Raw genomic sequence first — 20,529 nt, 5'->3', positions numbered from 1 at the left:
AGTGTGCCTAGTGCTGTGTTGGGGGCGCTGATAAGAGCGCTTCCACTAAGGTGAGGTCAACGGGTTTATCGACGTCTACTGCTGCACAACCGTCGGAGAGGGGGACCAACCGTACTTTTGCGCCGGTGAGCGTTTCTATCCGTTTGCAGAGCGTATAGCTGTCGAGTTTGCGGAACAGTGCGCGCAGCAGTACGCTCCACCCCAAGGTCCGCGCCATACGCAGGGGTTTTTTCCGATCCTGCTGAAGGCGGTTCCAAAGTGTTATGACGTTTTGGGCTTTGGGGGAGCCAAGCCAAAAGAGATTACAGCCTGAGAAATGCATATCGGAGAGGCGGATATATGTTCGTTTTGTGCCGGGAACATCGCGCTCAATGACGGGGCGCACAGCAATGGCTGCGGCCACGTCACATCCCTGCGTGTATTCCAGAAATTCTTCTATCCATTCTTTTTTAAGCAGGGCGTGATCTGCGGTTGTGACGAGACATGGCGTGCCGAGTGCCTGCAAAGCGTCAGCAACGCTCTCACTTGGGGAGGGTTGAGATTGCAGGACCGAGGCTGGTTGCGCGTGAGTGGAGTGCTCATGCAAAAGTGTCTGAATTAATTCAGGTTCCTCGATGCTGACGGTAACGCTGCTTATTGCCGGAGTTTCGTTCACTGCGGCGAGGACGCGCGACAGCATGGCTTGTCCTGCTACCGGAAGCAGGGCCTTGTGAGAGACGCCTCCCAAGCGGGCAAGAGGGTCTTGGGCGCCATCACGCGAGCCCGCTAGAATGAGGACAGGGAGGGCACTCACGCGGCGGCTTCTGGCGTATTTTTTTTATTTGGGCGCGCGCCGTCGGGTCGGTCTTTTGGGGGGGAGCCTGTTAGAGACATGACCCAAGGGTAGCGCGAGGCTTCATCCACGGTGTAGCCGAGGTTGAAAACATGCTGGGAGCGCGGGCGCTCGCGGGCGTCTCGGTAAAAGCTGCCGAAGATCCGGTCCGGAAGGTAATTGGTTATACCGTAATTGCCGTCTTCGTGGTGGAAGTGGTGGAGGACGTGCAGTTGCTTGATATGCGCGACCCACTTCCAGCGGGGCTTGTAAGCCAAGTGCTGTATGCAGTGAAAAAATTCATAGATGCAGGTCATAACCAGCGAGGTCGTAAAGGCTGCAAACATACCACTCAATCCGCCAATGAGCGCACCGACGGGCATGGTGATGATTGCCATGGTGGGTACGGTGTTGAGCGGGGAGCCAAACAGCACATCCAACAGGTGTGGGTCTTGGTGGTGATCAAAGTGAATGCGCTTCCAGGTGGAAGACGTCCAGCGGCTTTTATAAAGCCACTTACTGTGCAGGACGAAGCGGTGGATCAGATACCACGCGGTTGGGTAAATGGCGATGACTGCGGGAATGGGCAGCACCGTGCGCAAGGTGCCGCTCCAGAAGTGAACGGTCAAAACTGCGGAGGCGATAATCAGGGCGAAATAGAGCAGAATGCTTGGGTAGGTGAGATAGGCCATCCAAAGTTGTGGAAGGGTCATCTTACCCAAGTCGAAGCTTCGGCCTGTGCGCAAAGATGCTGCATTACGCCAAAAGCGTAAGCCTGAACGGGGTGCAGTCATATTTATTTTTCCTCCATCCGCAGTACCCAGGTGATACCGAATAAAATGCCCGGTAGTGGTCCTGACAAAACGGCCAGTGCTGCCGGTAGCGTTCCGGCATTGCCCAACGCGTTTATCAGGCCCTGCAGGATTACAAGGGCTAGACCTGCTGCCAGCACATAGACTGGAAGTGGGGTTCTGAGCCCAGTTCTTGGTGGGATATAGATCACTGGCAGCGCTAATAGAAGCATTGTTGCCATATCTATTGGTAAGATCAGGGGTGAAAAAAGCGCCATACGGTATGTAGGGCGGGGGAGACTCGCTGGGGCGCCATTGTGGAGGGCGTCTAAAATTTCTCCCGGTGTCAGAAAAGGCTGAGCCTGTGTCAGGCGTATAATGGTGCGCGGGGATACGGGGAGAGCAAGGGCTCCACCCGGAATGCGGTGGGCTGCGCTGTGATCAGGGTTAAGCTGTAGTGTGAGGTTGCCGGTTTCTTCCCAGTGATCCCCAGCGTAATTCAGGCTGTCCGCATGCTGAGTGCTTGTCAGCTGTCCGTGGGCGTCACGGTCATAGCGGGTTATGTCGCTTAAGGTTTGGCCGCTGTTGGAGATATGCTCAATGCGGATGAGCGTACCGCCCATACGAAACCAAAGAGGCTGGTCGCTGTCATCATGTTCATTAATGGGGGTTGTGGCATTCCACCATTGTTTCAGCGCACCTTCGCTGGCAGGCACAACCCAGTATTGCCCAATCATACCCGCAAAGCCCACGAACAGCACTGTTGGGAGCAGTAAACGGTAAAGCCCGATAGTCGATAAACCTGCAGCGCGCAGAGCAGACATCTCGCTTGATAAGGCGAGTTGCGTAAGAAAGAAGAGCGCCCCGATCAGGAAAGCTAAGGGGAGTATGTCGATGCTGAGCGCTGGAAGGTGCAGAGCAGAAAAAATGGCTAAGCCGCGTACGCCGAGATGACGGTTTAAAATCGGTGTCGTCTTCTCCAAAAGCGCCAGTAATTCCATGAGGGCCACAAGAACTGCCCCGCAGAGCATGACGCGCCCCAACAGGGCTTTGTTCAGATGACGAATGAGAACAGCGCGATGCCTCTGGGGCATTTTTGAGGAGTGAGCAGAGCGGTTCATGCGGGTTTTTTTACCGTCGTTTGGTGCCGAGAGGGGTTAGGCTTTGTGCAGGAGCCGTCGGCGCCAAGAGCCACGGGAGCGGCGAAGTAGTGTTGCCAGACATGCAGCACAGAATAGTGCTTCAGGGGTCCAGATGGCTAACCAAATGGGGAGTTTGCCCAAAGAAGCCAAGGAATGACCGAACATTAATATCTGGTCAAAGCCGACAAGGATGCCTGAAACGGCCAGAAGGCCCCAGATTGAGCGCCTGCGTTTGCCGCCTATGGCGAGCGCAACGGCTAGTGGCGGAATGAACGGTATGGCAAGTGCGCGCGCCATGCGGAAGTCAAACTCAGCGCGCAGGGTGCGGTACTCAATACCGTGCACGCCATAGCGCAGATCTTTGGCAAGTTCAAACAGGGTAAGTTCACGTTCATCTGCGCCGCGTGAGCGGAAGTTTGTATCGTGGTTTTGGCGTTCGATAATGCGCACAGCATGACCAAAATGCGTGACATGCGGTGCTGAATGCTCACTGGTTTGCAGTGGAATGTCGACGATTTGTCCGTCCCAAAGGTCTAGTTCTGTACGGTGATGCTTTTGTGAGACGGTCAGAAGGCCGCGTTCAGCTGTAATCAGGTGAATAGTGCCGTTATCTGCAATCTCGCGGATGAAGATATGGCCGAGTGTGGAGCCGCCATGACGGACTTTATCGGCTGTCATCATGGCTTTACTGGAGGTGGATGCGAACATCCCGGCCTGAAGGTGAGGGGCCCATCCTGTGTGTTCGGCGACGTAAAAACCGGCACGGTAGTCATAGCGTGCAACAGGCTGAATATAGCCGTAGAGCAAAACACTGGCGAGGCCGATACCGCAGCCGACAAACATGAAAGGACGGCTCAGGCGAATGAGGGAGATGCGGGCCGCTCTGATGGCGTCAATTTCGTTATGGTCGCTCATGCTGCGGACGGTCAGGAAGACCGCAATGCAAAGCGAGGCCGGCAGCGCGATGCCAAAATAATGCGGCAGGAGGTCCGTCAGGAGTTTGATACAGGTGGAGAGGGAGCTTCCTGCGGAGGCCAGATAATCGAAAAGAGTGAGCAGGCGCTCAAGTAGGAGCGCTACAAGCATGGCCCCGAGCGCGACGATAAATGGAGGTGCCATTTGCCGTAGGAGGTAGCGGTCGAGCGTATGGAGTTTGGGCGTCATTTGTATCCACGCTCCCAAGATGCGCTCTCTACTACCCCGCTATGGGGGCCGCTAAATGAGGGCCAATGGCGCTGGAGTGTGATGGTCCAGTGTTTATGCGCAGTTTGTGCGTGAGGCGTAATGGTCAGTTCGTTCCAGCATGCTTGGCGGTGGGGCTTCGCGGACTGTAGGGAAGCGGATGCGACCCCGAGAAGTGGTATCGTGGAGTTGGGAATATGGGTCAGTGTCGCGTTATGTGAATGTCCGTGCAGGACGATTTCTGCCCCTTCTGCGCGGAGAACATCGGTAACGGCCTTCATGTCGTGCAGGGCCTTGCGCCATGGCACGAGTCCTTTGCACGGAGGGTGGTGGATCATTACGACCCGACACAGTCCTGCATCGTGCGTGCGTTTGAGCAGAGTCGCCAAACGCTGGCGTTGCTGCTTTCCGACACGTCCGCTTGCCATGAAAGGCAATGTCGGTACGCCTGAGTTAACGCCGATAATCGCTACGCCGTTGAGTTCGTGGCAATAAGGATATTGCGGAGCCGCCCAATCTATCCATTTGCTGCGGCCTGTGGCTTCGGGTTGGCGGACCATAGCGTCATGGTTGCCGGGAATGACAAATGCGGGTGCAGGCAGAGCAGCCAGCCATTGAGCGGCTTTAGTAAACTCTGCGGGGGTACCAAAGTTTGTTAGGTCACCGCTTACCATAATGGCGTCAACTTCAGTGCGGGCGATGTCTTGCACCAAGGCATCGCAGAGCGGGGCCTGATGAACGTGCCGACGGTGTTTGTGCCATGAAAGAAGGCTGAGGCCGCGTTTGTTAAAGGCTTGGGACCAAGGGACCGGTGGAGGGGGGAGGTGTGGGTCCGACAGATGCGCGATTCTGACACAAGACTGGTTTTGAGTGTGCTGGCTGGCAGGTATGTCTGTAGCCGGGCTTTGCTGTGTGTCAGACTGGGGCATAGTGCTGTGGCGTTCTGTCATCAGGGCTTAGGTTTCTTCCGTTCGTAACTCAGCGTGTAGTCCTACGGGCTGTGCTGTGCTAGACCCCGCCAGTGGAAACCCTATACCGCCTTTTCGAGGAATGGTCTTAAGCGTTCACGAAAAATACCGCTTAGTCCAGATTTTCTGGGGCGTATCCCGTTTTTTCTTAGACAGAAGATTGTCCCGCTCTGTGCGCTTTGCCCTGATACACAACGCCCGTAGTCGCCGTAATAATCGTAGCGGCGCAGGCTTTGCGGCTGCTGCCGAATCTCTCTTGGGAGAGAATTTTATTCCGTCCGATAGCCGCGAAGGTACGGCGGACCGGCTGCGCGTATTACGTGACCGTGGGGTGCGGACGATTGCTATAGATGGCGGAGATGGGACGGTGAGCACTGCGCTGACAGCCATTGCCCGCGTTTACCCCGAAGATGATTTGCCAGATATCGCCGTGTTTGCGTCGGGTAATACCAATCTGATTGCGAATGATGTTGGGTTTGGTCTGCGGGGTTTTCAGGCGCTGCGCAGGCTGCGCCAAGGTGCGATGCGCTCAAGCGTTAGAACGCCTATTCGGCTAACTTGGCCGGAGAGCGACCGTATGCCTGTCCTTGGCTTATTTGGTGGCTGTGCGGGGTATGCTAGAGCTGTTCGTATTGCGCATGCTCCATCCATCGTCAGGTTCGCGCCGCATGATTTGGCTGTAGGGGTGACGGTCCTTGGTGCGGTGGGCAGTCTAGTGTTTCGTCGGAGCCGTGATCGTTGGCTTGCGGGTGACCCTCTAAAAATTATGACTGAAGAGCGCTCCTACGGCGGCGAAAGCTTTATGTTCTTGGCAACAGGTTTGTCGCAATTATCGCGTGGTATCTGGCCGTTTTGGGACGCTGAGCCGGGTGCACGCGGCGTACGATACTTGGATGTAAGTGCGCAGCCGGGCTCGCTGGCCCGGGCTGCTGCCGCTCTTTTGACAGGCCGTGCGCCCCGTTGGCTGCGCCGCCACCCAGACTACGATAGCGGCAGAACCCATCGTATGATGCTTGAAACAACGAGTGACTTTGTGCTGGATGGTGAGGTCTTTACCCCGACGGCATCGCGGCAGTTGCTGCTGGAGAGTGGCCCGGCATTTAGGTTCCTCCATGCTTGATCGTTTGGAAAAATACCTCGTCACGGAATTAGTAACGCCGGTGGCTCCAGCTGTACGGGCGTTTGCGGCACATCTGGTTAAGGATATGTCGACGGCACCTTTGGGTGTCGTGTTCTACGGGTCTATGCTGCGTAAAGCGGACCCGGATGGTATTTTGGATTTTTATGTGGTGACGGAAACGGGGCGTGATGTGCCGGGAGGCATGTGTGCCCGCCTGGCAAATCATTTTCTGCCGCCAAATGTGTTTTACGCGGAGTATAGTTACGAGGGGCAAGCTTACCGGGCTAAAGTTGCTGTGCTGTCGCGTAAGCAATTTGCAGAGCGAACAGGGCCGCGTTCAGCTGATACAACCTTATGGGCGCGTTTTTGTCAGCCAGTGCGGCTGGTTTGGGTACGAGACGCTGAGGCTGCGGACTATATCCTGACGTTGATTGCCCGTTGTGTCACGACAGCTGCTTTCTGGAGCGGGATTTTTGGCGCTGACATAGGAAGTAAGCCTGCTACAGCCTTTTGGGATGCGCTATTCGCCCAGACTTATGGCTCAGAACTAAGGGTAGAGGCGTCTGGGCGTGGGAAAAGTCTTCTCCAAGGAGCCGAAGGCCGCTTTACTACGATTTTACCGTTAGCGTGGCAGCGTGCGGGTTTAGCTTTTGCTCGGGAGAATGACAGTTACTCTGTCGTGCTCTCTGAAAAGCAGACGCGACGGGCTGTGAAGCATTGGCACGCCATAAAGCGCTTTGGCAAAGTGCGGAATGTATTACGTTTGATCAAGGCAGCGTTTACCTTCAAGGATGGTGCTACCTATCTGGCGTGGAAGATACAGCGGCATACGGGTATTGATCTGGCGTTATCGTCATTTGAGCAGAAGCATCCCTTATTGTGTTTGCCACGATTGGTGCGGCGATACCGTCATGCACGGCGTGATTCCAAGTAAGCCGATATCCATGAGGGAACCGTAAGAAGCGGTCCGGTCATCTCCTGTTTTTTCTGGCCTTGTCGTGTAAATTCTAATTTCCTTCCAAGGAGCATTGCTGGTATGGCTTGGCAACCGCGCAGGGTAGCAGTGCCAGTCCGGCTGATGCAGTGTTTGATGAAGTTTCGGATGCTCCCGGGCCGTTACGCATCAAAGCGGGTATGATAGTCGGCAAGTGGGCTTAGATTTCAGGGGGTGGTTGGCGGCAGTGCTCAACGCCCGACCAGAGATCAAGCCGTACGGACCTGCCCCATGCGACATCTGATATTTTGGGGTTTCCCCAACGGAATTATAAAACCTGCTGAGAGAGCCGCAGAAGGAAGTGTTCAATGACTAAAAATAGCCGTCCTCTTCTCACGCCACCGGATGGGCAGAAGAAAGTGTTGCTGCATTCATGCTGCGCCCCCTGTTCCGGGGAGGTGATGGAAGCGATGACGGCATCCGGTATTGATTACACGATTTTTTTCTACAATCCGAATATTCATCCTGAGCGGGAATACCTGCTGCGTAAGGACGAAAATGTTCGGTTCGCTGAAAAGCATAATGTTCCATTTATTGATGCTGATTACGACCGGGATAATTGGTTCGCCCGGGCGAAGGGTATGGAGTGGGAGCCAGAACGCGGGACGCGTTGCACCATGTGCTTTGATATGCGTTTTGAGCGCACTGCTTTATACGCACATGAGAACGGCTTCCCTGTTATGACCAGTTCGCTTGGTATTTCGCGCTGGAAGAACATGGCCCAGATTAATGATTGTGGGCAGCGTGCCGTCACTCCATATGAAGGTTTGTCCTATTGGGATTTTAATTGGCGCAAGGGCGGTGGTGCCGCGCGGATGATTGAAATCAGCAAGCAGGAGCAGTTCTACCAGCAGGAATATTGTGGCTGTGCCTATTCTTTGCGGGACACAAACATGCACCGGCGTAGCCAAGGGCGCCCGGCCATTGAAATCGGCAAATTATATTATGGGACAGAGAGTAAAGACTGACGGTTTGAAGTTCGTCTGGGCGTATTTGGTAAACGTGTAATGTTTCAAATACGCCAGCCAGTACGCGTCAAAGTGGTACTTTAAATGGGCTATGCGGGAGGCGCAGCTTGTTGCTTCGGTGCTGGCCCATCCAGAAATATGAACTTTGTAGGACAGCGCGTAACGCGGCTTTACCTGAGTGCCATTATTGGCCTTTAAGTTTTCCCATAATGTAGTCGAGTTTATTGCTTTTTAGATATTCGATAGGGGAAAGCTTATGTCTGGTGTGTCACGTCGTCATTTATTGGGTGGTACTGGGGCGCTGGCCGGAGTGGCGGCAGTGTCCGGTGCCTCTAATACGCGTGCCGCAGCATCAGGGCATGACGCTTTTACGTTTGTATTTATGACAGATACGCATTTGCAGCCGGAACTGGATGGTTTGAAAGGCTGCCAGATGGCTTTTAGGGCGATCAGCAACGAAAAAGCTGATTTTGTTGTTCAAGGCGGGGACCACGTTTTCGACGCGTTAGGCGTATCGAAAGAAAGGGCAAACAAGCTTATCGATCTCTATGAAATGACGGAGCAAGTGATCGGTAAGAAAATCTATCATACTATTGGTAATCATGATTGCTTCGGCGTTTATCCGCAGAGCGGCGCATCATTATCAGACCCGGAATTTGGTAAAAATTACTTCCGCCGGAAATATGGTCAAACATATTATAGCTTTGAGCATAAGGGCGTACATTTTATTGTTTTGGACTCTATTGGTCTTACCGATGACCGGAAATACGAGGGGCGCTATGATGCGGCCCAGTTGGCGTGGCTGAAGATAACGCTTGCGGCATTGCCGGCGGGGGCGCCAATTATTGTAGTAACGCATATACCAATGGTTACGGCCTTTGGAACCTATACAGACCTGGACCATACTAAGCTACGCCCATCGGCATTGTGCACTGTAAACACACGTGAAATTCTGGCTCTTTTGCACGGACATAATATTTTAGCTGTATTGCAGGGCCATACGCATGTGCTGGAGCGGGTGGATTTGAACGGCGTTCCATACATTACAGGCGGCGCGGTGTGCGGTAACTGGTGGCATGGCGAACATCTTGGTACGCCGGAGGGCTATATGGTTGTGCATGTTGAAAACAACGTGGTCCGTACTGAGTATCGTACTTATGGTTTTCAAACGGTAAGCCCGAATATTACGACATTCTAATGCGGCAACGGTAATCGCGGGGAGGAGGTAACGACGAGTTCTCCGTCCGCGATTACATGAAAGTGTTTTCTACGGGCTACCCTCAGAGGCTTGACCATTGTTGAGCCGTCATACCTGGAGGGCATGTTGCTAGGTAGACGCCACGGGCAATAGCGCGCGCCAGAACGTCAGAGGCAATGGAGCCAATGCGCGTAACCAGAATGTCGCGTTCAAGCGATGTTGCGGGGTGCGGGTTAGCTTGACGTGAGGTTGAAAGGGCAAAGATAATATCCCCGTCAAAAGGGGAGTGTACGGGGCGTATCGCGCGGCCCATGCCGTTTTGCGCCATCATGGCCACACGTTTAAGTTCATCATTGCTCAGGGCAATATCTGTGGCGATGCAGGCAAGAGTGGTATTGGCGCGCGGGGCAGGGTTTAATTTTGCGAGGCCCCAGTCTTCAGAATCAACGTCATATTTTGGTGCGCCCAAGCCGCCAAATTCTCGCCCGACTTCGTAAGTGCCAGCCCAGAATTGTTTTCCGCCCGGCGCTACGACTGAACCAAAAGAATTACACGCAACGATGGCGCCTACTGTGATGCCTTCATGCGTAATGTAAGAAGCAGAGCCAAGGCCGCCCTTGAGCGCCCCTGCTGTTGCGCCGAAGCCTGCGCCATGCGTGCCGAGGGGAAAAGTTTCGGACGCGCGTGAGACTGCGGCGAGGCCGAGTGCATGGTATGGCGGGTCTTCGCCCCAGTTTTTGTCGCCTCCGGTTGCAAGGTCATAAAGAGCTGCGGTGGGGACGATTGGTGCTGAGGGAACGGACGCGCTCGGGTGGAATGAGAAACCTCTTCCATGTGCCCCGAGCCATGCTGCGGCTCCATCTCCGGCAGCGAGGCCGTATACGGACCCGCCGGATAGTACAATTGCGTCTACGGTATGAACAAGGTTGCCAAGCGTTAGCGTGTCGGTTTCGCGCGTCGCGGGGCCGCCACCACGGATATCTACAGCAGCGATTGCGTGGGTGTCAGGCAAGATAACTGTGACGCCCGTGCAGTTGGACGGGGCATCCGCGTAACCGACCTTAATACCGGGCACATCAGTTATAAGGTTGCGGGGGCCGACTTTTCCATGGACGCGCGGTGGGGCTGAAAGAAGGTGTGGGGGATTAAATAAGAAAGCCGCACCGCCAGCAATAAGGCCGCGCCGTGTGGTTTTTAAAGCGTGTGGAGATAGGGTCTTGGCGCTGCGCATAATGCTTTTCACAAAGAATGATAAGGTTGAGAAATGGTTTGAAACGTTTTGGGGTAGACGAAGTTTGGTTCGTGCCCAATCAGGGGTAAATTTACTGCAAAAATTTTCATTGTGAAAGATTATAGTCAGGATAGGTTGAGGTAGGTCAAAGTTATTTTTTTATCAGTCTCTGGTAGTGGTGAAAGTAATGTAGATTGTTGAAAACTTTATAAAAATTCAGAGATACATTCATTATTGATATAAAAAACTTTTCAAAAAACAATATATTTGTTGGCTAATATTTTTTGATTTAAAATAAAGGCATGGTCAAAAAACAATCCTAGGAAGGATAAGCGCTCAATGTCGATGAAGAGATTTTCGCATATCGGTGCCGCATCTGTGCTGGCGTTCGTAGGGATTGTCGGAGAGGTGCATGCTGCCGGTACGATGCCGAGTGCGTGCGATAATGCTCAGTTCCTAAAAGACCAACAGGGTTTTCTCCAAAATGGCGCAACTGGCATCGACTTGCCGGAGCATATTTGCGGGCGTGTGGTAGCGGTTGCTCCCCGGGCGAAGCGTACACGAAGCGGTTGGCACGGCTATTTCTACGTCAATGTTGGTTCAGGTGTGTCAATTCGCATTGTGTCGGATTTGGATCGAATGAGCGCCCCAGCTTGGCCGTGGGTAAATAAACAAGACCAAGTCGATGTTCAGGGGCGGTATTATTTTGACAACTTACGCAGCCAAGGGATTGATTGGACCCATCATGGCACCGGACGTTCATGGGCTTGGGCGGGTTATGTCGTTGTAAATGGTCAGAAATACGAATGATAAAGGAAAACCCCCTCACTGATGTGAGGGGGTTTTCCTTTGGGCTTAACTTGCAGCTTCGTCCTTTGAAGCGTTTTCTGGCTTGGAAGTTGTGCCGTCTGCTTCGGATATATCGAAGGTTAGGGCCTTGTTTTTGAGCCCAATGGCGACGGTTCCGCCTTGTGCCAAGCGGCCAAACAAGAGTTCTTCAGCCAATGGCTTTTTGATTTGCTCTTGGATGACACGCCCTAGTGGACGTGCCCCATAGAGGCGATCATAGCCACGCTCTGCCAGCCATTCTTTTGCCGCAGAGGAAATCTCGATTGTGACGTTACGGTCTGCAAGTTGTGCTTCGAGCTGGAAGATAAACTTCTCGACGACACGACCAACAGTCTCGGGTGTTAGGTTCGCGAAGGGAATAATTGCATCAAGGCGGTTGCGGAATTCAGGTGTAAAGAACCGCTTGATTGCTTCTTCGTCTTCGCCGGTGCGGATTGTGCGGCCAAAGCCGACGGCTTCCTTGGAAAGGTCTGACGCGCCCGCATTGGTTGTCATGATAAGAATGACATTACGGAAGTCTACGGTCTTGCCGTTATGGTCTGTCAGGCGCCCGTTATCCATTACCTGCAGGAGGATGTTGAACAGCTCGGGGTGAGCTTTTTCAATTTCGTCCAGCAGGAGAACGGCATGCGGGTGCTGGTCGATGGCATCGGTCAGCAGACCGCCTTGGTCAAATCCTACATATCCGGGTGGTGCACCGAGCAGGCGGGATATGGAATGGCGCTCCATATATTCCGACATATCAAACCGGATAAGCTCAACCCCGAGTGAAGTGGCTAACTGGCGAGCAATTTCGGTTTTACCAACGCCTGTGGGGCCGGAGAAGAGATAATTGCCTATTGGCTTTTCAGGCTCTCTCAAGCCAGCACGTGAGAGTTTAATGGCGGAGGAGAGTGTCTCGATCGCTTTATCTTGGCCAAAGACCATATTACGCAGGTCGCGCTCCAAAGTGCGGAGTGTTTCGCGGTCATCCGCTGAGACGCTTTTGGGCGGGATGCGCGCAATTTTGGCAATCGCATCTTCAACGTCTTTAAGGGTGACTGTTTTTTTGCGTTTGTTTTCGGGTACGAGCATCCGCGCCGCGCCAACTTCGTCGATCACGTCGATGGCTTTATCGGGCAGCTTGCGGTCATGGACGTATTTGGCCGCGAGTTCTACAGCGCCACGTAAGGCTTCATCGGTGTAACGGACGTTATGATACTTTTCGTAGCTCGTTTTCAGGCCACGAAGAATTTTGATCGCATCTTCAATTGTTGGCTCTGGCACATCGATTTTTTGAAAGCGCCGAACGAGTGCACGGTCCTTTTCGAAATGCTGCCTGAACTCTTTATAGGTGGTCGAGCCGATGCAGCGTAGAGTTCCTGCTGCGAGGGCTGGCTTCAGGAGGTTGGACGCGTCCATAGCGCCGCCTGAAGTAGAGCCAGCGCCGATGACGGTATGAATTTCGTCAATGAAGAGAATAGCGTGCGGCGTTGCGTCCAATTCGGTGACGACGGCTTTCAGGCGTTCTTCGAAATCACCACGATAGCGTGTGCCAGCGAGCAGGGCCCCCATGTCCAATGCGTAAATGGTTGCTTCATGTAGGACTTCAGGGACGTCTTTCTCGATTATGCGTCGCGCTAAGCCTTCAGCAATGGCAGTTTTACCAACGCCGGGGTCACCAACAAAAAGCGGGTTATTTTTCGTGCGACGGCACAGAATTTGAATTGTACGTTCGATTTCCTGATCACGGCCGATAAGCGGGTCAATTTTGCCAGCATGTGCACGGGCGTTGAGGTCGACGCAGTAAGTGGCGAGGGCGCCTTCTTTCGTCTTCTCTTTCCGCGGTGGAGCTTCTTGGTCCGAGTTTTGAGCGGAAGAGGGTGGGGTTTTACGGTGCCCACGGTCTGGTGCCTTCGCAATGCCATGCGAAATGAAGTTTACAGCGTCGAGGCGCGTCATGTCCTGCAGTTGCAGGAAGTAGACGGCATGGCTTTCGCGCTCAGCGAAAAGAGCAACCAAAACATTGGCGCCAGTAACGTCTTCCCGGCCGGTGCTTTGAACGTGGATGGCTGCCCGTTGGATAACGCGTTGGAATGCGGCTGTCGGTTTGGGGTCTACGCTGCGTTCGGACGCGAGGCCAGACAGATCTTTGTCCAGAAATTCCGTCAATTCTGTGCGGAGTCTGTCCAGATCTACGCCGCAAGCATGGAACACTGCGAGTGCATCGGGGTCTTCGGTAAGGCCGAGCAGCAAGTGTTCAAGCGTGGCATATTCGTGATGTCGGTCCCCGGCGAATGTGAGAGCGCGGTGAAGTGTCTGTTCGAGCATACGGGACAGCATGGGCGCTCCTCTCGGCCTCTCTCAATGAGGCATCTTGGTGTGATAGTGGCTCAGGGCCCATCACAAACGCAGTCTAAGTAGGTCTAACGTTCCGGTTCAGGATTAGCTTTTAAAAAGAGTGGAACCGGGGTCACTCCTTTTCAAGGGTACACTGCAATGGGTGCTGGTTTTTGCGGGCCAGTTCCATGACATGAGCCACTTTGCTCTCGGCTACTTCATAAGTAAAGACGCCACAAACGCCGACGCCATGCTGGTGGACTTCGAGCATGATATCAGTGGCTTCATCGCGGGATTTGCCGAAAAAACGCTCAAGAACATGCACCACAAATTCCATGGGAGTGTAGTCGTCGTTGAGCATCAGAACGGTGAACATAGAAGGCTTGCGCGTACGGGTTCGGGGGCGGACGACAACGTCTATTTCGAACTCGTGGTCGGCTCCGTCTTCTGGGGACGGAGGAATGGTGCCGGGACTCGTCATGACCGGGGCGCGCATTGCGCTGCCGTGCCAGTCTGAACGGGTGGGGCGAGTGGGATGGGTGCGTGATGCCGATAAAACCATGACATTACAGAATATGGAGTGGATGGGTGGGTAAGAGAAGAGAAAATTTGTACGAATCTTGCATCTGCGCCTGTAGAGGCACCATGTTTTTGCCACCTTCACAAAATATTAAATAAATTCAGAAACATCATAGACGGATAAGCAAGACCGCGCCTAAATGGTGGCTTCACTTAAATGAGCGCTTCCCCGAGGTGTTCCAGTGTTGGTTGCGCTGCCCGGCCGGGGCCGGTGGTGCAGTTTCTGTGTCTTGATGTTCAGGCCCCGTCACCACGGTCACGCTCAAAGGCTGCCAGATAATGCGCTTCTCGTCCCGTTTGGCTTTTATACTCTCTGCGTTGGTTTTGGTTATAGGCATTGGGTGTTTCCCTGCGGGAAAGGCTTGGGCTCAATATCCCGGACATATTTCCAGCTACGTCATTGATGCTCAAACGGGCGAAGTCCTCTCGCAAAGCGATGCGGAACTGCAACGTTATCCAGCATCCCTCACAAAGCTTATGACGCTGTATTTAGCTTTCCGGGCATTGCAAGCGCATCAAATTACGCTTGATGAGCAGATACCTGTCTCAATTCATGCATCAATTCAAAAGCCGTCGAAGCTCGGTCTGGTGCCCGGTACGCGCTTTACGGTGGAGCAGGCAATTCTGGCGTTGGTAACGAAGTCTGCAAACGATGCGGCTTGCGCCTTGGGCGAATTCCTAGGGGGTGGGGATGAAGTGCGTTTTGCTCAGCTCATGACGCAGCAGGCGCGTGCGTTGGGCATGGCCAATACGACATTTCGTAATGCTTCAGGTCTGCCCGACCCGGATCAGGTCACGACGGCGCATGATCTGGGGATATTGGCTCAGCGTTTGATTAGCGATTTCCCCGGCGATTACCATTATTTTGATGTCCCGCAATTCTATTTTCATCGTCGGGTTATTCCGAACCACGACCCGATGCTGAAAATTTATTCAGGTGCTGATGGTCTTAAAACTGGTTACACCGACTTGGCAGGGCATAATTTGGTGACATCCGCCATACGGGGAAACACGCGTTTGATCGGTGTTGTGATGGGCGCATCCAGCAATGCAAGCCGTTCCATGGCGATGGCGGCGCTTTTGGATCGGGGTTTTGCGGATAAGGGGCTGGCGCCGCAACCTTTGATGCACCAATCCACACTGATGGCTTCGGCGCGTTCGGGCGGGCGTTCTTCTGGGCGTCACGGCGCTGGGCGCCGACCAGTTGAGGTTGCGGATGCGTCAGGTCACAGGCGTATGGCGCACCATATTGGCAGCGTGCGTATGGTAAGTTTGCACGCTCAAGGGGCTGTCCACCATACAAAGCACCGCGTTCGCGGCTAATGTTTGTGAACGGATTGCAACGCTAGAACTTGCGGATCAGTCCGTATCGACGCATCTTATCGCGCACATAGTGTAAGAAATAAGGTGATGAGCGCGATGGCCGGTGGAATAACAATATACAACGCAGACGATTTTGTGGGTCTGCGTGCGGCAGGGCGTCTCGTTGCCGAAACACTGGACATGATCGGGGATCACGTTCGTCCGGGTGTGACGACGGAAGAACTGAACACATTAGTGCATGACTTCACATTGGCGCATGGGGCAGTTCCAGCACCTTTGAATTATCGTGGCTTTCCTAAGTCATGCTGTATTTCGATCAACCATGTCGTCTGCCATGGTATTCCCGGCAGCAAGGTCTTAGTTGAAGGTGATATCCTCAACATTGATGTGACATCTATTCTTGATGGCTGGTACGGCGATAGTTCGCGCATGTACACAGTAGGTAAGATTGCAAAAAAAGCTGAAAAACTGGTGGAGTTGACGCATCAATCGCTGATGCTGGGCATCAAAGCCGTTCGGCCGGGAAATACTTTGGGAGACATTGGGCATGCAATCCAAAGTTTCGCTGAGCGTAACCGCCTCTCCGTAGTCAGAGATTTTTGTGGCCACGGTATCGGGCGGGAATTTCATTCTGAGCCAAATATTCTGCATTACGGTAAGCCGGGGCATGGCCGCGAGTTGGTGCCCGGAATGGTCTTCACCATTGAGCCGATGCTGAATTTGGGGCGTGCAGACGTAAAGATTTTAGATGATGGCTGGACGGCCGTAACACGTGACCGTTCCCTGTCGGCGCAGTTCGAGCATATGCTCGGCGTAACGGAAGACGGCTGTGAAATTTTCACACTTTCTCCTCGCGGTTACACCTGCCCACCCTATGGAGAAAAAGCATAATGGTTCATTTCCCCCGCTTAGGCAGCCCGAACGGACGCCGTGGCTCCTTTGGCTCTACGGCTTTGGCTGTTCTTTGCGCGCTCGTGCCACTTTCCGGCAGCTTGGCTGCGACGCAGTCTGCTCCTGCAGACCCTTTGGCATTTGGCCCCGACCAGAAAGAGCCAGCTAAGCTCGTCTCGGCCAAGCATGGCATGGTCGTATCTGCTCAGCATTTGGCCTCCGAAGCGGGCGCAAAGATGCTTGCTGAGGGTGGGAATGCCATCGATGCGGCAGTAGCTGTCGGCTACGCGCTTGCGGTTGTTTATCCTGCGGCAGGGAATATCGGCGGTGGTGGTTTCATGACCATTCACCCAGCGCATGGCAAAACTATTTTTATCGATTTCCGTGAGCATGCGCCCGGCTTGGCCAAGGAAGATATGTACCTGGATGCGGCAGGGAATGTCATTCCGGGTATGTCAACCGAGGGATGGAAGGCTGTAGCTGTTCCTGGAACGGTGGCTGGTCTGGATGAGATTCATCGGAAATGGGGTAAGTTGAGCCGCGCAAAGGTTATGGCGCCTGCCATTGCGTTGGCGCGCGATGGTTTTGTGTTGAATCAAGCAGACAGCGACCTACTTGCAACGTCGACGCGTTATTTCCAGAAAGATGTATACGCGCGCAAATATTTCCTACGTGCTGACGGTACGCCTCTCCAAGTTGGTGACCGGTTGGTACAGAGCGATCTGGCGCACAGCCTCAGCCTTGTTGCTGAAAAAGGGCCAGATGCTTTTTACCACGGTCCTATCGCTGATGAGCTTGTTCGGGCCAGCCAAGAAGGTGGCGGCTTATTAAGCAAGGCTGATTTTGCGGCGTACCACACGAGAACTTTAGCACCCGTCAGCTGCACATATCGCGGCTACTTGGTTGAAACGTCCCCACCGCCAAGTGGCGGCGGCGTCGCGTTGTGCGAAATTCTCAATATTTTGTCGGGCTACGACATGGCCAAGCTTGGTCTGCATACTGCTCCCGCAGTGCAGCGTGAGATTGAGGCCATGCGCCATGCCTATTCTGACCGACGGGATTTAGGTGACCCGGCCTTTGTGCAAAATCCAATCGCGCATTTGACCGACCCCGCTTATGCGGTAGCGATTCGTGCTGCTACACCAACGGATCGGGCCGTCCCCTCAGATGCGCTGCGTTCGAGCGAGGCCGCGCTTGTGGCGCCGCAGCCGATGCCGGAAGCTGAGCATGAAAAACATGAGACGACGCAGTTCTCGGTTATGGACCGCGAAGGCACGGCGATTTCAGCGACCTACACGTTGAATGGTTGGTTCGGTGCAGGTGTAATGGGCGGGCATACGGGTATCTGGATGAATGATGAGATGGATGACTTCTCATCAAAGCCGGGTGCTCCAAACATGTTCGGTATTGTCGGGTCCAAGGCAAACGCGATTGAACCGGGCAAAACGCCGCTTTCGTCCATGTCACCGACCATTTTGTCTAAAGACGGCAAGGTCGTCATGGTCATTGGTAGTCCCGGTGGTTCACGTATCCCGACCATTACGCTTTCAGCAATTTTGGGAGTGGTGGATTACGGCTTGAATATTCGTGATGCCATTAACCTGCCGCGTATCCATGAGCAGTGGCAGCCTAGTGCTGTTGAAATGGAAAATGGTGCTCTAAGTCCGGACGTGCAAAAAACGTTGCAGGACGAGGGCTACAAGCTTTCTCCGCATCGTGTATGGGGTGTCGCTGAGGGTATTTTGGCAGGTCGGCCGACGCTTAACGCACCTGCAACCGGGCTGCTTTATGGTGCGGCAGACCCTCGCCATGGCGGCGGGGAAGCGGCGGGTCAATAAGACTTCTGTAAAATGATGCATGATAGGGGGTTGCCAGACCCCCTACTTCATGTGTTAGACGGGCGGCGGAAGGTCGGCGCTGGACGGATGTGTCGCGAACTCGGTCAGGTCCGGAAGGAAGCAGCCGTAGTGAATTTCAGACGGGTTAGATGTCCGGCCTTCCACCTCCCCCCAAAAATATTTGTGCTAAGAATACACACAGAGCTTTCTTTGGCTTTCAGGGGTGGCGCGCGCGATGATCGCTACGGTCTTTCATGACAGATAACGAAAACGATATTCCCCTCCCGCCCGAAAGTGGTGGCGGCTTTTTTGGCGATGCGCCAGAGCCCGCTCGCACTGAAGTAGTGCAAAAACCAACTATAGCGGTTGCCGAGAAAGAAGAGGCGTATCGGGTTCTTGCGCGGAAATACCGTCCACGTTCCTTCGATGATTTAATAGGGCAGGACACGCTCGTTCGTATTTTACGGCGTGCTTTTGCGCTTGAGCGTGTAGCTCATGCCTTCATGCTGACAGGCGTACGCGGCGTTGGTAAAACAACGACGGCCCGTATTATTGCCCGTGCCCTAAATTGCGTGGGTGTGGACGGTACGGGTGGGCCGACGGCCGATCCTTGTGGTGTGTGCCCAAATTGTACGGCCATTTTGGCAGACCGCCATCCCGATGTTTTGGAGATGGACGCAGCGTCCCGCACTGGCGTCGATGACGTGCGTGAGATCATTGAGGCTACGCGTTTTCGCCCAATGCAGGCACGCATGAAAGTTTTCATCATCGATGAAGTACACATGCTGTCGCGTAATGCATTTAATGCACTTCTTAAAACGCTTGAAGAACCACCTGCACAAGTTACGTTCATTTTTGCAACGACGGAATTGCGCAAGGTTCCTGTCACGGTTTTGTCCCGGTGTCAGCGCTTTGATTTGCGGCGTGTTCCGCAGGTGCAGTTACAGGAACATTTCGATCGGATTGCCCGGAAAGAGGGTGGTGAGCTTTCTGAAGATGCGCTTGCTCTAATTGCGCGCGCTGCGGATGGTTCGGTCCGTGATGGCTTGTCGCTTCTTGATCAGGCAATTGCGCAAGGTGCGTCAGACGCGGATGCCGTATCTGACATGCTTGGGCTTGCAGACCGTGGTTTGGTTTTTGATTTGCTCGAGGCCTTAATGGCAGGGCGAGTGGCCGAAGCGCTGGAATTGACGGATCAAGCCTATGCGCGTGGTGCAGATTTAGGTGTGCTGCTGACGGATGTGCTGGAGCTGGTGCATCTTGTTTCCCGGTTGAAAGCGGTACCTGACTTGCGTGAAACCCGTGAGCTGCCTGAGGCTGAGCGTGTGCGTGGTGGGGCATTGGCCGACAAGCTCTCTGCTGCGGCTTTAGGGCGCACATGGCAGATGCTGCTTAAAGGAATTGGTGAGGTTGAGCAGGCACCTGACCGCCGCCAAGCTGCCGAGATGATTTTGATCCGTCTGTGCCATGCAGCGCTTTTGCCAACGCCGGAGCGCTTGATACGACAGCTAACGCAAGCTCCCTCAGGAGAGGCAGCACGGGACGGTGGAGTATCACATTCCGGCCCGGCTGTGGTGTCGTCGCATAATGGCTCTGGTGGAGATGGGCGCGGCTCATCCGGTACAGAGGTGGGTGGTATCGCGGGCGGAAACGGGACACCGCGTGGTGGGATGGACCACAATGCACCACGTGCGGAGGCACCTAACGTTGGGGCGCCGCTGAAGCTGGTGGCGAATGGTGGACAAGTTATCGACCCGCGTTACCTCGGGCAGGCAGAGATTAGGCCTGACCAGCAGTGTGAGGTTAAGGCTGAGCAAAAGCATAGTGTCGAGAAGGAAGAGGATACTGGGCCGCTGCCGCCACGGACATGGCGGGAGATGGTTGTCCTTGCTCGTGACCGTGAGCCGCTTTTGCATGGCTTGCTGAGGAATGCGGTGCATCTGGTGCGCTTTGCACCGCCTGTGGTGGAAGTCCGTTCGGACGACCCCGCAGCGCGAATAGAGCGCAGTTTGCAGAAATTATTGGATAGGCTCTTTCCTAATACGTGGCGTGTTGAAACGTCCCGTTTGGAGGGGGAGCCAACTCTGGATGAGCAAGGCGCAGAAATTGTTGCCTTGAATCAGGCTGAAGTTGAATCCCATCCGCTTGTACAGGCCATTTTGACGGCGTTTCCGGGCGCAAGAATTGGTGAAGTACAAGATCACGGTTTGGATGATTACGGCCTGCCGCCAGAGGAAGTGACGTCTTTGGTGGATAATGAGCCGCCAGATCTGGAATTTGCGCCACTTGATGCAGATTCTCTTGATGAAGACGATATGTACTGAA

Annotated in this window: 17 protein-coding genes and 1 other RNA gene; 10 read left to right on the top strand and 8 right to left on the bottom strand. The window is 54.0% G+C overall.

Annotated elements, in window-relative coordinates; all coding sequences use genetic code 11:
- Positions 1-7: 7 nt before the first annotated feature.
- Genes D5366_RS02110 through D5366_RS02090 form a run of 5 tightly spaced genes read right to left on the bottom strand, consistent with a single transcriptional unit; the run spans position 8 to position 4,876 of the window.
- On the bottom strand, positions 8-793 hold the full coding sequence (locus D5366_RS02110; RefSeq protein WP_141492091.1) for a nucleotidyltransferase family protein: 786 nt from the start codon (positions 791-793) through the stop codon (positions 8-10).
- Entirely contained in the window at positions 790-1,605 is an 816-nt protein-coding gene (locus D5366_RS02105; protein WP_141492090.1) for a sterol desaturase family protein, read from the bottom strand. The genes D5366_RS02110 and D5366_RS02105 overlap by 4 nt, the downstream gene beginning before the upstream one ends.
- A 2-nt stretch (positions 1,606-1,607) precedes the next feature.
- On the bottom strand, positions 1,608-2,723 hold the full coding sequence (locus tag D5366_RS02100) for an LptF/LptG family permease (protein WP_240775297.1): 1,116 nt from the start codon (positions 2,721-2,723) through the stop codon (positions 1,608-1,610).
- Between the two features lie 36 nt (positions 2,724-2,759).
- Positions 2,760-3,908 (bottom strand): LptF/LptG family permease, encoded by a 1,149-nt coding sequence (locus tag D5366_RS02095; protein ID WP_141492089.1) that lies wholly within the window; start codon positions 3,906-3,908, stop codon positions 2,760-2,762.
- Positions 3,905-4,876, bottom strand: coding sequence for a metallophosphoesterase family protein (locus D5366_RS02090; protein WP_240775296.1), 972 nt, complete (start codon positions 4,874-4,876; stop codon positions 3,905-3,907). Before D5366_RS02090 ends, D5366_RS02095 begins: the two co-directional genes overlap by 4 nt.
- 178 nt (positions 4,877-5,054) lie before the next feature.
- Between D5366_RS02090 and D5366_RS02085 the strand changes: the two genes are divergently transcribed.
- From D5366_RS02085 to D5366_RS02070, 4 genes are all read left to right on the top strand, one after another.
- The gene (locus tag D5366_RS02085) at positions 5,055-6,014 is read left to right on the top strand and encodes an acylglycerol kinase family protein (RefSeq protein WP_240775295.1); all 960 of its coding nucleotides are present in this window, start codon (positions 5,055-5,057) and stop codon (positions 6,012-6,014) included.
- On the top strand, positions 6,007-6,948 hold the full coding sequence (locus tag D5366_RS02080; RefSeq protein ID WP_141492088.1) for a hypothetical protein: 942 nt from the start codon (positions 6,007-6,009) through the stop codon (positions 6,946-6,948). The genes D5366_RS02085 and D5366_RS02080 overlap by 8 nt, the downstream gene beginning before the upstream one ends.
- Positions 6,949-7,316: 368 nt before the next feature.
- Positions 7,317-7,976 carry an epoxyqueuosine reductase QueH gene (locus tag D5366_RS02075; RefSeq protein WP_141492087.1) on the top strand — a complete coding sequence of 220 codons (660 nt, stop codon included), beginning with the start codon at positions 7,317-7,319 and terminating at the stop codon, positions 7,974-7,976.
- A gap of 256 nt (positions 7,977-8,232) precedes the next feature.
- Positions 8,233-9,174, top strand: coding sequence for a metallophosphoesterase family protein (locus D5366_RS02070; RefSeq protein ID WP_141492086.1), 942 nt, complete (start codon positions 8,233-8,235; stop codon positions 9,172-9,174).
- Between the two features lie 82 nt (positions 9,175-9,256).
- Here D5366_RS02070 and D5366_RS02065 read toward each other — a convergent pair whose 3' ends face one another.
- The gene (locus tag D5366_RS02065; protein ID WP_141492085.1) at positions 9,257-10,405 is read right to left on the bottom strand and encodes a P1 family peptidase; all 1,149 of its coding nucleotides are present in this window, start codon (positions 10,403-10,405) and stop codon (positions 9,257-9,259) included.
- Positions 10,406-10,744: 339 nt separating this feature from the next.
- On the opposite strand from D5366_RS02065, the gene D5366_RS02060 reads away from it, so the two are divergent.
- A complete protein-coding gene (locus D5366_RS02060; RefSeq protein ID WP_240775294.1) occupies positions 10,745-11,215 on the top strand; it encodes a hypothetical protein in 471 nt (156 codons plus the stop codon).
- A 45-nt stretch (positions 11,216-11,260) separates the two neighbouring features.
- Here the strand turns inward: D5366_RS02060 and clpA are convergent, their stop codons facing one another.
- Positions 11,261-13,576, bottom strand: a complete 2,316-nt coding sequence (gene clpA, locus D5366_RS02055) for an ATP-dependent Clp protease ATP-binding subunit ClpA (RefSeq protein WP_141492083.1) — start codon at positions 13,574-13,576, stop codon at positions 11,261-11,263.
- 130 nt (positions 13,577-13,706) lie between these two features.
- On the bottom strand, positions 13,707-14,054 hold the full coding sequence (clpS, locus tag D5366_RS02050) for an ATP-dependent Clp protease adapter ClpS (RefSeq protein WP_141492082.1): 348 nt from the start codon (positions 14,052-14,054) through the stop codon (positions 13,707-13,709).
- A 377-nt stretch (positions 14,055-14,431) separates the two neighbouring features.
- Between clpS and D5366_RS02045 the strand changes: the two genes are divergently transcribed.
- From D5366_RS02045 to D5366_RS02025, 5 genes are all read left to right on the top strand, one after another.
- A complete protein-coding gene (locus tag D5366_RS02045; protein WP_141492081.1) occupies positions 14,432-15,475 on the top strand; it encodes a D-alanyl-D-alanine carboxypeptidase family protein in 1,044 nt (347 codons plus the stop codon).
- Positions 15,476-15,562: 87 nt separating this feature from the next.
- Positions 15,563-16,366, top strand: a complete 804-nt coding sequence (map, locus tag D5366_RS02040) for a type I methionyl aminopeptidase (RefSeq protein ID WP_141492080.1) — start codon at positions 15,563-15,565, stop codon at positions 16,364-16,366.
- A complete protein-coding gene (ggt, locus tag D5366_RS02035) occupies positions 16,366-18,204 on the top strand; it encodes a gamma-glutamyltransferase (RefSeq protein WP_141492079.1) in 1,839 nt (612 codons plus the stop codon). The genes map and ggt overlap by 1 nt, the downstream gene beginning before the upstream one ends.
- Positions 18,205-18,273: 69 nt before the next feature.
- Positions 18,274-18,368: signal recognition particle sRNA small type (ffs, locus tag D5366_RS02030), an RNA gene on the top strand.
- A gap of 90 nt (positions 18,369-18,458) precedes the next feature.
- Positions 18,459-20,528 (top strand): DNA polymerase III subunit gamma/tau, encoded by a 2,070-nt coding sequence (locus tag D5366_RS02025; protein WP_141492078.1) that lies wholly within the window; start codon positions 18,459-18,461, stop codon positions 20,526-20,528.
- The last annotated feature ends 1 nt before the right edge of the window (position 20,529 follow it).

This window comes from Neokomagataea tanensis (genome assembly GCF_006542335.1).
GTDB lineage: Bacteria > Pseudomonadota > Alphaproteobacteria > Acetobacterales > Acetobacteraceae > Gluconobacter > Gluconobacter tanensis.
The sequence above is the reverse complement of the archived record's forward strand: the minus strand, read 5'-3'. Positions and strand labels throughout refer to the sequence as shown.

Excerpts from the sequence above, each read along its gene's own strand:
- D5366_RS02105 (WP_141492090.1), bottom strand. The coding sequence starts at position 1,605 with ATGACTGCACCCCGTTCAGGCTTACGCTTTTGGCGTAATGCAGCATCT.
- D5366_RS02100 (WP_240775297.1), bottom strand. The coding sequence starts at position 2,723 with ATGAACCGCTCTGCTCACTCCTCAAAAATGCCCCAGAGGCATCGCGCT.
- D5366_RS02095 (WP_141492089.1), bottom strand. The coding sequence starts at position 3,908 with ATGACGCCCAAACTCCATACGCTCGACCGCTACCTCCTACGGCAAATG.
- D5366_RS02090 (WP_240775296.1), bottom strand. The coding sequence starts at position 4,876 with ATGACAGAACGCCACAGCACTATGCCCCAGTCTGACACACAGCAAAGC.
- D5366_RS02080 (WP_141492088.1), top strand. The coding sequence starts at position 6,007 with ATGCTTGATCGTTTGGAAAAATACCTCGTCACGGAATTAGTAACGCCG.
- D5366_RS02075 (WP_141492087.1), top strand. The coding sequence starts at position 7,317 with ATGACTAAAAATAGCCGTCCTCTTCTCACGCCACCGGATGGGCAGAAG.
- D5366_RS02070 (WP_141492086.1), top strand. The coding sequence starts at position 8,233 with ATGTCTGGTGTGTCACGTCGTCATTTATTGGGTGGTACTGGGGCGCTG.
- D5366_RS02065 (WP_141492085.1), bottom strand. The coding sequence starts at position 10,405 with ATGCGCAGCGCCAAGACCCTATCTCCACACGCTTTAAAAACCACACGG.
- D5366_RS02060 (WP_240775294.1), top strand. The coding sequence starts at position 10,745 with ATGTCGATGAAGAGATTTTCGCATATCGGTGCCGCATCTGTGCTGGCG.
- clpA (WP_141492083.1), bottom strand. The coding sequence starts at position 13,576 with ATGCTGTCCCGTATGCTCGAACAGACACTTCACCGCGCTCTCACATTC.
- clpS (WP_141492082.1), bottom strand. The coding sequence starts at position 14,054 with ATGACGAGTCCCGGCACCATTCCTCCGTCCCCAGAAGACGGAGCCGAC.
- D5366_RS02045 (WP_141492081.1), top strand. The coding sequence starts at position 14,432 with ATGCGCTTCTCGTCCCGTTTGGCTTTTATACTCTCTGCGTTGGTTTTG.
- map (WP_141492080.1), top strand. The coding sequence starts at position 15,563 with ATGAGCGCGATGGCCGGTGGAATAACAATATACAACGCAGACGATTTT.
- ggt (WP_141492079.1), top strand. The coding sequence starts at position 16,366 with ATGGTTCATTTCCCCCGCTTAGGCAGCCCGAACGGACGCCGTGGCTCC.
- D5366_RS02025 (WP_141492078.1), top strand. The coding sequence starts at position 18,459 with ATGACAGATAACGAAAACGATATTCCCCTCCCGCCCGAAAGTGGTGGC.